The sequence below is a fragment of the Pseudomonas sp. GW822-FHT05A08 genome (genome assembly GCF_058800485.1).
The window spans coordinates 5172112-5183830 of sequence record NZ_CM179511.1; the positions used below are offsets into that span (position 1 = coordinate 5172112).

Sequence of the window (11719 nt, forward strand, 5' to 3'; positions counted from 1 at the left end):
ATGAAGTTACCCTTTCTTTTCTGGCGATAGTGAATCCAGAACACTTTTCAATGCAGCCCGGCGAGATGCGATCGAATAGTTAGAGGAAATCCATTGATGCCTAGCCTGCGCTTCTCCCTCCGCAATAGGTGTAGCCACTACCATTTCCATGGCTGCGGTAATCTCTTTCTGGCTGTCCGGCTGGACCCAGTAAGCAAACTCCCCAGCGACCTCAGGTACCGCACCTCTTGGCGAGGTGATTACTCGCGCCCCACAGGCCAAAGCCTCGCCTATTGCATGGCCAAACCCCTCGTAAAGGGTAGGCTGAACATAAGCAAGACATTTACGGTAATGTTCAAGCTTCTCTTCGTCGGAAATCATCCCAACAAACTCGACCTTGTCTGCAACACCCAATCTATGCGCAAGGCTTTTCAGCTCATCCAGATAGTCACCATGCTTACCAGCTACTACCAACCGAAGCTTGCTCGCTTTTTTCGCAACTTCTGCAAATGCCTCAATAGTCGGAATGAGACCTTTACGAATAGCATTAGTCCGGCTTGTCCAAGTAACGGTAAAAAAGTAATCTGACTCAGCAGACGGAGATTCGCCCGGTGAATAGAACTCTGTATCAATTGCCAATGTGGCATAGACAGGATTTTTTACTGAAAGGTTGGAAGTAACCTCTTCACACTCGGACTTCGAGATAAACAGGTTTCTATCGGCCAATAACAAAGAGCTACGTAGCACAAGCTTCTGCCACCATGGCCGATCCAGATAACAGAGACCTGGAATTTCTTTTCGGCAGGTGGAGTAGTCAAAAGCTCCAGTTACCACAACCGGTCGGCGGCGAAGTTTTCCCGCGAGCAAAGGAAAAGGTGAGTGCCCCCACCACCAGCAAAAATAAAGATCAGCCTTCCAATCCAGAGTCCCTGGCGTCCCGGATAGCACAACCTCATGCCCGAGCTCTTTAAGAATCCGAATATCGACCCTATAAAACTCAACTTTATCAAACAACTCACGCCAATTGGCGTGAGCTGACATATTCGCAAAAAAACATATACGCACAGTTCACCAACCCGCTATAGCCATTAACCTTGGACGCTTATCTTTTGCTGATACATGGAGAGAAGTGTCTCATGCAAACCAGGCACCTCTAACACTCCCACAGTATCGAAAAGTTTGGCTGAACTTCCATAAAGTTCTTTTACTTCATCGCTCCGGACGAAAGCCGGGTCCACTACTATATTAGGCCGATACCCAGCAATCTGTACCATTTCGTCAATCACGCTGAGCAAGGAAATACTCCGCCCCGAACAGATATTGACAAACTCACTATGCTTTTCGCATGTCAAAAGGCGCGCATAGGCCTCAACCACGTATCTCACATCGGAAAGATCGCGAGAAACGTCCAGATTCCCCAACCTGATTTCCTTTTCACCTCTGGCAAAAGCACCGACGATCTTGGAAAACACAAAGGACTCCGATTGGCCTGGCCCCGTGTAGTTAAAAGGCCGCGTCACCAATATAGGCAAGCGAACAAACCACTTACGGAGCAACGCCTCCATGGCGAACTTGCTCAGAGCATAATGGTTCATCGGCTGTGGCTGGGCAGACTCCACGATAGGTGACGAAAGCGCGTTGCCGTAAATATTGGCGCTACTGGCAATTACCACCTTTTCGATGTCTATTTTCGACTCGATGATAGCGGTAAGCAGACTTTCCGTACCCAGTACATTGACTCGGTAGTAGGACAGCGCATCACTGCCCGTCACATGTGCCAAGGCAGCCAAGTGGATGACATGAGTCGGTTGAACCTGCTTGATCCAATCGCACAACCGATCAGTCTCATTAAGGTCAGCTTCCAAGTGATCAAACTCACAAGGTAGTCGCTGCCCTCCCAGGCCGGCAACCTGCCAGCCAGCCTGGGTCAAAGTCTCGGCCAGGTGCCTCCCGGTAAAACCGGAGAGGCCCGTGATCAAGACCCTGCGGTCATTAGTGTGAGACGCCATTACGAGCCCTTCTCAAGTCCGCCTCTACCATCAATTGGCAAAGTTGCTCCAGCGTCGTTTCAGGCTTCCAGCCCAGGCGCTCCTTGGCGAAGGAGGGATCACCGATCAACAATTCCACTTCTGCAGGTCGGTAGAAACGCGGGTTAACTTTGACTCGAGTCACACCTGTCCTACGGTCGACACCAAACTCGTTCTCCCCACTTTCACGCCAGTCGATATCAACACCGACAGCCTTGAAACTCATGGAGACAAAGTCACGAACGGTTTCAGTGCGATTTGTAGCCAGTACAAAAGTTTCCGGAGTATCGATCTGCAACATGCGGTGCATGCCATCTACGTACTCTTTGGCAAAACCCCAATCACGCTTGGCATCCATATTGCCGAGTTCCAGAACTTGCTGAGTACCTATTTCAATATTAGCTACCGCGTCGGTAATTTTTCGAGTAACGAACTCTTTACCTCTCAGCGGGGATTCATGATTAAACAAAATACCGCTGGTAGCGAAGATACCATAAGACTCACGATAGTTTATCGTGGTCCAATGAGCGAACAACTTCGCCACCCCATAAGGGCTCCGAGGATAAAACGGGGTACTTTCGGATTGGGGAACAGCTTGAACCAATCCAAACATCTCAGAAGTCGATGCCTGATAATAACGTATCTTGGGGTTCACGATCCGAATTGCTTCAAGCAGATTAAGCGCACCAACACCCGTAATCTGAGCCGTAGTGATAGGCTGATCAAAAGAAACACCAACAAAACTTTGGGCTGCGAGGTTATACACCTCATCTGGCTTGCAGTTTTCAATCAAGCGAATAGTCCCAGCCAGATCGGTCAAGTCAAACTCGACAAGATGCAGCCGATCATGATTCAGGACACCTAACTCTTCCATCCGCCAGAAGTTTACAGAACTTGTACGCCGATATGCTCCGTATACCTCATAACCTTTTGACAATAACAACTCAACAAGGTAAGCCCCATCCTGACCAGTAACCCCGGTGACCAGCGCATTCTTCCGCATTTGTACAGCCCCTATTTAAATCTTATACACGACCGTAAGTATCATCAAATCGAACAATATCATCCTCACCCAAGTAACTTCCGGACTGAACCTCGATGATTTCAAGAGGTATCGTGCCCGGATTGGAAAGACGATGAACATGTCCAACAGGAATATAAGTACTCTGGTTTTCGTTCAGCTGAAAAACCCGATCCTCACAGGTAACTTCTGCTGTACCAGAAACCACAATCCAGTGCTCTGCACGATGATAATGTTTCTGCAAGCTCAGCGTTGCCTTTGGCTTGACCAATATCCGCTTCACTTGAAAACGTGAGCCGGAATCAATGCTGTCGTACCAACCCCAAGGCCGGTGAACGCGACGATGCAGTTTGGTCTCACTCCGCGAGCAGACATTCAATGCTTCGACAATCGCCTTCACGCCCTGACTGCGCTCCTTGTTGGCAACCAAAACAGCATCAGGCGTCTCGACGATCACGATATTGTCGAGCCCAACAGCGGTCACCAGACGGTGAGAAGCATAAACCAGCGTATTGGCGCTGGATTCGACAATCACGTCACCATGAGTTGCATTGTGGCTGTCATCCTTCTCGCTTGAGCGCCAAACGGCATCCCATGCCCCAAGATCAGACCAGCCTGCATCCATCGCCAGCATCTTGAGTTGCAACTCAGGATGCTTCGCGCAATGCTCAATCACCGCGTAGTCTATTGATTCCGACGGGATAAGAGAGAAGGCATCGGCCTGAGGCCGAATAAATCCACTATCCTGAGCTCTCTCGGCCCAGGCTTTCTCAGTGGCCAGGTAAATATCTTCCCTGAAAATTTTTAGCGCCTTCAACCATACGGATGCTCGCAGAACGAAAATACCACTGTTCCAGAAATAACTACCTTCATCCAGATACTTCTGTGCAGTTTGCAGTCCGGGTTTTTCAACAAAGGCGTCGACTCGCTTAACTTCAGCGGCATCTGTTGAATGAATATAGCCATAGCCTGTTTCAGGGCGATCAGGCTTTATACCCAATATGACAATATCGCCGTCCGCTGCAACTTCAACAGCCTTGCTGATTGACTGGGTGAACATCTGCACATCGAGAATCATTTGATCAGCAGGCGCCACAACCAGAATTGGATCGACCTGTGACAGCTCATCCCGCGCATAGAGAGCAGCCAGTGTGAGTGCGGGCGCCGTATTACGCCCTATAGGCTCGAGAATGATGGAGCTCTTGCTCAGTTTCATCTCCCGAATCTGGTCCAGACACAGGAAACGGTGCTCATCATTGGCGACGATACAAGGTGGCAGCAAATCCGAGCCTGGCGCAGCTATCCCTATCAACCTACCGATGGCTTGCTGAAACAAGGTTTCACGACCTGATATAGCTAGAAACTGCTTAGGGTAGAGCGTTCTGCTAAGGGGCCACAGGCGCGTCCCGGCGCCTCCGGACATGATTACCGGAAGAATCTTCATACAAACCAGATCCCGCGAGTATCAACTACCTGACGCCCCTCTAAAGCCGACGACGGGACAGCCTTGAACTGCTTGTGATCCACCAGAAGCAAAAGAACATCCGCCCGACTGAAGGCCTCTTCTATCGCACACAGTTCCACACCAGGCAATACCAGGGCTGCCGGCAAAGACTCGATATTGGGTTCGACTGCCAGGACTTTGCCAGAGTGAGAGCCCGCAATGTGCTTGGTAATTTCCAACGATGGACTCTCTCGCAAGTCATCGATATCAGGCTTGAATGCCAGACCAAAACAGGCAATAACAACATCTTTCTCGGACTTTTCAGGATTGTGCGAAAGATGCTCAGCCACCGCGGCATCAACTTTTTCAACAACCCAAGATGGTTTGGAATCATTGACCTCACGAGCAGTTTTGATCAGTTTCGCCTGCCCTTCGGCCTGACTGACGATGAACCAGGGGTCGACGGCAATACAATGCCCCCCCACACCGGGACCAGGCTGCAGGATATTGACTCGAGGATGTCGGTTAGCCAGCTTGATGAGTTCCCACACATCTACACCGAACTTATCGCAGATCATAGAAAGCTCATTGGCAAACGCGATATTGACATCACGAAAGCTATTCTCGGTCAACTTGCACATTTCCGCTGTGCGCGCGTTGGTAAGAATGCACTCACCTTCTACAAACAGCTTGTAAAGACGGGTAGCGGCCTCAGAACACTTAGGTGTCATGCCACCAATAACCCGGTCATTTTGCACCAACTCACGCAGCACATGGCCAGGCAATACGCGTTCCGGGCAATGAGCAACTCGAATATCCGATGCCTCGCCATGAGTCTGAGGGAAGGTCAGGTCCGGACGCACCTCGGCCAGCCACTGCGCCATCTGCTCGGTTGCCCCTACAGGCGAAGTGGATTCGAGAATAACCAGGTCACCCTTTTTCAGAACAGGCGCAATCGACTTGCTTGCAGACTCGATATAAGAAAGATCTGGAGCATGATCACCCTTGAAGGGAGTAGGTACCGCAATCAAAAAAGCATCTGCAGGTTCTGCACGAGTGCTGGCACGCAAATACCCTTCGGTTACGGCAGCATGAACTACGATATCAAGATCAGGCTCTACGATATGGATCTGCCCACAGTTGATGGTATCTACGGCTTTCTGGTTAACATCAACACCAACAACTTTTATCTTTCGCGAAGCAAACACTGCAGCAGTGGGTAAGCCGATATACCCTAGGCCAATCACGGAAATAGTGGAAAAGCTCATAACGAAACCTTACTTTTTAAAAGTGGCAAGAGTATTAATAATCCGGGCACAGGCATTACCATCACCATAAGGATTATGAGCAAAGCTCATTTCCTGATAAGCATCGCTATCAAGCAAAAGCTCGCGCAGATTGCTGGTAATCTTTTCCTTCTCAGTTCCGACCAACCTGACGGTACCGGCTTCGATGGCCTCCGGGCGCTCAGTAGTATCACGCATAACTAGCACTGGCTTACCCAGGGACGGAGCTTCCTCCTGCACACCGCCGGAGTCCGTCAGAATCAAGTAGGAACGGTTCATCAAATAGACGAAAGGAAGATAATCCAATGGTTCGATGAGATGAATATTATCGATACCAGACAGCAAACGATTAACAGGTTCGCGCACATTAGGGTTCAAGTGCACAGGATAAACAATTTCAACATCATCAAATTCACGAGCAATAGAAGCCAGTGACATACAGATTCTTTCAAATCCATCACCAAAGCTTTCGCGGCGATGTCCCGTCACAAGAATCAAGCGGCGTTCTGTTGAAAGAAACTTGAACTGCTCCGAAAACTGCTGATTCAGCCTAGTGTTAGATCCGAGCTTTTCAACAACATTGAGCAAGGCATCAATAACAGTATTGCCAGTTACATAAACCGACTCCGGAGGCACCCCTTCCTGCAACAGATTCTGTTCGGATTTTTGGGTAGGCGCGAAGTGAAGGCGCGCCAAAGCCCCTGTCAACTTCCGATTAGCCTCTTCCGGCCACGGCGAATAAAGATTGCCTGTACGCAGCCCTGCCTCGATATGCGCTACAGGGATCTGATGATAATAAGCTGCGAGGGTTGTTGCGAAAGTAGTTGCTGTATCACCATGCACCAGAATGATATCCGGCTTATAAGTGGCAAATACACCCTTCATTCCCTGTAGAATACATGTGGTTACATCGGTAAGGTCTTGGCCTGGCTTCATGATATTTAGATCGAAGTCCGGCTCAAGCTCGAATAACTCCAGCACTTGATCGAGCATTTCGCGATGCTGACCCGTGACACAGATTTTTGCGTCAAAACGCTCATCCGCACGCAATGCCAAAGCCAGTGGTGCCATTTTTATGGCTTCCGGCCGCGTCCCGAAAACACTCAAGATCTTTAAAGTCATTAGATTACCAATGATTCCATATCATTATTTATTCAGCAGTTCAGCCTGAAGCTTTATTACCGCCACACCATTGCCTGACCTATCGAACCACATAAGATCGGACGATTCCGCACCAATCGCAGACATATCACTGGGCATAATACATTATTCGGATACGCCCAGTGAACGATGCCTCACAAGCAGAGCTTTTCGCAGATACCAACAGAAAGCGCCCAGCAGCCACTATTTAGCCACTACCGATTGCCTAATAGAGCCACAAATGCATTCAACACGGAATTTGAAGCGAGTAACCTTCAGCCACGCCATCCTCCAGCATCATAATGACCATTATGCCTGAACTGACTGAGCAATTCTGGGCGCCAAGCCAAGTTTTTTATGGTGCTAGAAGCGCCAAAGTGAGGCCTCGAACCGGGAAAATCACTACTGACCTGCCCGTAAAAGAAGAAAAACACCTGAGCCGATAGCCACTGGAAGCCTTTCCGCAAGGCAGCATCGATGCATGAGCTGAGCTCACGCCAAAGAAATGTCAAGCCCGTCAAGCAAAAAAACCTGAGGCAACCTCAGTAGCTTCTGAACGCGAGCGTCACAGTCCAACCTGAAAACATAGCCAACTCAGTGCCCACACACGCCAAAGCTGAAACAATCTTTCTCAGGAGGACACAGCAGACCGACCTCTAGCTATCAAATAAACAATAAGCACCAGCCCGCTACTCCCGACCAAGCCGATCAGCAACCCCAATGCAAGAATCATGGATTTCACCGGCTTTACCGGCGTGTCATATCGAGCAATACCGCCATCCATTCGATAGACAGACACATCACCAACTTTGACCTCAATCCCTTTATAAAAGTCATACTTACCTTGCAACTCACGCAAACGACCAATAAAGGGGTCATCGGATTTGCGCAACTCCATATTTTCAATCTCAGCCTTCAAAGCCTTGGCCCCGCGCATATAAGCAGGTTGGCCCGCTATATTGCCAGCAACCTCGATGGCCGAGTTTCCTGTTATGATCAACGGCTTTTCAAGCCCCAATGCTTCCGCAACTTGTAATGCCTCCTGAAGCCTAACAATAGAGTCCTCCCGCTCTTTCTGGCTAACATCACGCAATGCTGCAATCTGCTGCTCGACGTTTCGCGCCCCCACCTCAGCCTCACGCCTTACGTTGGCCAATAGCTCCTGCTTTGCCAGATCACTGGCACGAGCTACATATTGGTGAACCCACTCTACAGATTGAGCAGGACTGTCACTGCGCGCAGTAATGGAATAACGATCAGCAAAATCCTTGCCTGGCAGAGTGATGCTCAACCTTTTGGAAAAGCCTGAGTACAATCCATCTTGCGCCCCTTGGCGCTCCTCCTCACTCAAAGAAGGCAGATAGACGTTGTTAAAAAAATCTTGCCGGAGCGACTCAGCCTGAAAATAGGAAATAAATACACCATATACATCTTTAATAGTATAAGGGGTTAACTGAGAATCCTTAGTTCGACCATAGTTAAAGTTTTCTATATCTTTCTGAGTTGGAGGCACCACATATCCTTTGGCTTCATACTCAGGTTTACTCAAAAAGGCAAAGACGGCGGCAAATAGCACCGACAGTAACGTAAAAATCAGTATCCAAGCCTTTTTATCCCAAAGAACCCGAACAAGCTCCTGCAGATCCACCTCTTCATCTTTCTTGCTCACCATCAAGTCGCCCTGCATGCAAATCAACCTTTTAATTAAACACCCTGACTCAAAAATGCGCCAACAACCCCATACCAGACATCCAAGAAAATCTCCTCATGCTAGCCAGTCTTTGACACCATAGCCACACTACAGGCAACCACTATTTTTTTTGCCCACCCTTGAGCACAGCCCTTAACAATGGACCAAAAATCATACCAATCAACAATGAAAATATAATGTAGATAGAAACAGGAAATGCAGAAATAGAGCGACCCAGAAAGCTCAATACAACAGCCTCCCGGTTCTCCAACACAAAAATGAGAATCGACAAGGCAAAAGCAAAAAAAACAATCGCGAGCAGCACACGCCTCAAAGTACGCATATAATCCCTCCCGCAAAAAACATCACACCTCCTCCTCTTCCTCATTCACACGATCCCGAAGCTCTTTGCCCGGCTTGAAATGTGGAACGAACTTGCCATCCAAACTGACAGACTGACCTGTCTTCGGATTGCGACCTACGCGCGGTGCACGATAGTGCAGGGAGAAGCTACCAAAGCCCCGAATCTCGATGCGATCTCCGGTTGCGAGGCATTGGGACATTTGCTCAAGCATGGTCTTGATGGCCAACTCCACATCCTTGGATGAGAGTAGCCCTTGATGGGTGACAATTCGTTCGATCAACTCCGACTTCGTCATATTTTTCCCTTCTTTTTCAAGCAGCTAGATAAGCGCTTCAAAGGTTTTAGCACGACCGGGAGATTTTGAACAGCCCAAGCATTGACTTATCTCCCACCTTGCGAAAACACCACAAACGAGGGCATTCAACAGCGCCTAAAATGAAAACTCCGCAGCAATTTGACCTCCCACCACGCCATCCTACTAGCGGCATATGACAAGCATGGTCCGAGTGAGGTAACCCGCAGGATTCCAGCCAAAGGGATAGTCACCCTCCTCGTCCTTGGCATCACTAGACCTGGTAATGACCTTATAGCCATCCCCCTTGCATTCACGCTCAGCGCGTTTGTAGCACTTGCCCCAGCCAGCCCCAAGACCGGAGCAATCGATCTCGATACCACTGACACCACGGACCGCATGGACCTTGGCATTGGTCGTACAGCCCACCAAGACTAGAACCGCGAAAATCACGATGAGATTTTTCATCTACTTCCTTATACCAGGCAATCGCCCCACCATCATTCAGCTCAAACACGCATAGCCCTGAATAGGTTATTGATCCTCTTAAGAAAATAGACACCCAAATGACTCTATTGGTTTCCCCCCTCGACAGACGCAAGCCAGAACCCAAATCGCAGACACAAAAAAGGGCGACCGAAGTCGCCCTTTTTCTATGGTCTGACAGAACTTAGTTCTGCTTTTCCATCTGTGCACGCAGCAGGTCGCCCAGAGTGGTAGGACCAGCAGCGATATCCGAAGCAGCTGGCTTGTCGCGCAGGCTCTGGATAGCTTCTTTCTCGTCTTCAACGTCTTTCGACTTGATCGAGAGCTGGATTACACGGCTCTTACGGTCAACGCTGATGATCTTGGCTTCAACTTCTTCGCCTTCTTTCAGGACGTTACGAGCATCTTCGATGCGATCACGGCTGATTTCGGAGGCTTTCAGAGTCGCTTCGATATCGTTGGCCAGGGTAATGATGGCGCCTTTGGCGTCAACTTCTTTTACAACACCCTTAACGATTGCACCCTTGTCGTTCTCTTGAACGTACTCGGAGAACGGATCGCTTTCCAGCTGCTTGATACCCAGGGAGATGCGCTCACGCTCTGGGTCAACCGACAGGATAACGGTGTCCAGCTCGTCGCCCTTCTTGAAGCGGCGTACGGCTTCTTCGCCCACTTCGTTCCAAGAGATGTCGGACAGGTGAACCAGACCGTCGATGCCACCGTCCAGACCAATGAAGATACCAAAATCGGTGATCGACTTGATGGTGCCGGAGATTTTGTCGCCCTTGTTGAACTGGCCAGAGAAATCTTCCCATGGGTTAGATTTGCACTGCTTGATGCCCAGAGAGATACGACGACGCTCTTCGTCGATGTCCAGAACCATAACTTCCACTTCGTCGCCGACTTGTACGACTTTCGAAGGATGGATGTTCTTGTTGGTCCAGTCCATTTCCGAAACGTGCACCAGACCTTCAACACCTTCTTCCAGCTCGGCGAAGCAGCCGTAGTCGGTCAGGTTGGTTACACGAGCGGTAACGCGAGTGCTTTCTGGGTAACGGGCTTTGATAGCAACCCATGGATCTTCGCCCAGCTGCTTCAGGCCCAGGGAAACACGATTGCGCTCGCGATCGTATTTCAGAACCTTGACATCGATCTCGTCGCCAACGTTGACGATTTCGGAAGGATGCTTGATGCGCTTCCAAGCCATGTCGGTAATGTGCAGCAGGCCATCGACGCCACCCAGATCGACGAATGCGCCGTAATCGGTGAGGTTTTTGACGATACCTTTGACTTGCTGACCTTCCTGCAGGGATTCCAGCAGAGCTTCACGCTCAGCGGAGTTCTCGGCTTCGAGGACGCTACGGCGGGAAACGACAACGTTGTTGCGCTTCTGGTCGAGTTTGATGACTTTAAACTCGAGCTCTTTGCCTTCCAGGTGCGTAGTGTCGCGCACTGGACGGACGTCAACCAGAGAACCTGGCAGGAACGCACGGATGCCGTTAACGTCGACAGTGAAGCCGCCTTTAACCTTACCGTTGATAACGCCCTTGACCACTTCTTCGGCTGCGAAGGCTGCTTCCAGAACGATCCAGCATTCAGCGCGCTTGGCTTTTTCACGGGACAGCTTGGTTTCACCAAAGCCGTCTTCAACCGAATCCAGAGCAACGTGAACTTCATCACCAACATTGATGGACAGTTCGCCAGCATCGTTGTAGAACTGCTCAAGCGGGATCAGCGCTTCAGACTTCAGACCAGCGTGAACGGTTACCCAACGCGCTTGGTAGTCGATGTCGACGATAACACCGGTGATGATGGAGCCTGCCTGAAGGTTCAGGGTTTTTAGGCTTTCTTCAAAGAGTTCCGCAAAGCTTTCGCTCATTTTAATTCCTGTTGATAAGGGCGAAGAATACGCCCATCTGCCACATCCCAGACAATGTGGGTTACGTTCATATAAAAGAAGGACCGCAGGACTATGACTGGTCCCCTGCGC

Annotated in this window: 11 protein-coding genes; all 11 read right to left on the minus strand. The window is 49.7% G+C overall.

Translation table 11 applies throughout. The features are described 5' to 3' along the window. Nucleotides 1–6: 6 nt before the first annotated feature. Nucleotides 7–1020, minus strand: a complete 1014-nt coding sequence (locus AC3RCP_RS23060; RefSeq protein ID WP_492571818.1) for a glycosyltransferase family 4 protein — start codon at nucleotides 1018–1020, stop codon at nucleotides 7–9. A gap of 47 nt (nucleotides 1021–1067) precedes the next feature. Beyond that, entirely contained in the window at nucleotides 1068–1958 is an 891-nt protein-coding gene (locus AC3RCP_RS23065; protein WP_256593416.1) for a GDP-mannose 4,6-dehydratase, read from the minus strand. 13 nt (nucleotides 1959–1971) lie between these two features. Beyond that, complete coding sequence (gene gmd, locus AC3RCP_RS23070) at nucleotides 1972–3009, minus strand: GDP-mannose 4,6-dehydratase (RefSeq protein WP_101338734.1); 1038 nt, start codon at nucleotides 3007–3009, stop codon at nucleotides 1972–1974. Nucleotides 3010–3031: 22 nt separating this feature from the next. Next, entirely contained in the window at nucleotides 3032–4471 is a 1440-nt protein-coding gene (locus AC3RCP_RS23075; RefSeq protein WP_101338735.1) for a mannose-1-phosphate guanylyltransferase/mannose-6-phosphate isomerase, read from the minus strand. Further along, nucleotides 4468–5739: a UDP-N-acetyl-D-mannosamine dehydrogenase gene (wecC, locus tag AC3RCP_RS23080; protein ID WP_101338736.1), complete on the minus strand. Its 1272-nt coding sequence runs from the start codon at nucleotides 5737–5739 to the stop codon at nucleotides 4468–4470. Before wecC ends, AC3RCP_RS23075 begins: the two co-directional genes overlap by 4 nt. A gap of 9 nt (nucleotides 5740–5748) precedes the next feature. Then, nucleotides 5749–6879, minus strand: coding sequence for a non-hydrolyzing UDP-N-acetylglucosamine 2-epimerase (gene wecB, locus AC3RCP_RS23085; RefSeq protein WP_097137571.1), 1131 nt, complete (start codon nucleotides 6877–6879; stop codon nucleotides 5749–5751). 649 nt (nucleotides 6880–7528) lie between these two features. Then, nucleotides 7529–8584, minus strand: a complete 1056-nt coding sequence (locus AC3RCP_RS23090; RefSeq protein ID WP_492571819.1) for an LPS O-antigen chain length determinant protein WzzB — start codon at nucleotides 8582–8584, stop codon at nucleotides 7529–7531. A gap of 124 nt (nucleotides 8585–8708) precedes the next feature. Beyond that, on the minus strand, nucleotides 8709–8930 hold the full coding sequence (locus AC3RCP_RS23095) for a hypothetical protein (RefSeq protein WP_150052521.1): 222 nt from the start codon (nucleotides 8928–8930) through the stop codon (nucleotides 8709–8711). Nucleotides 8931–8952: 22 nt separating this feature from the next. Further along, nucleotides 8953–9246, minus strand: a complete 294-nt coding sequence (gene ihfB / locus AC3RCP_RS23100) for an integration host factor subunit beta (protein WP_008042113.1) — start codon at nucleotides 9244–9246, stop codon at nucleotides 8953–8955. Nucleotides 9247–9429: 183 nt separating this feature from the next. Further along, a complete protein-coding gene (locus tag AC3RCP_RS23105; protein ID WP_101338739.1) occupies nucleotides 9430–9711 on the minus strand; it encodes a hypothetical protein in 282 nt (93 codons plus the stop codon). 202 nt (nucleotides 9712–9913) lie between these two features. Beyond that, a complete protein-coding gene (gene rpsA / locus AC3RCP_RS23110) occupies nucleotides 9914–11608 on the minus strand; it encodes a 30S ribosomal protein S1 (RefSeq protein ID WP_007931318.1) in 1695 nt (564 codons plus the stop codon). Nucleotides 11609–11719: the final 111 nt, after the last annotated feature.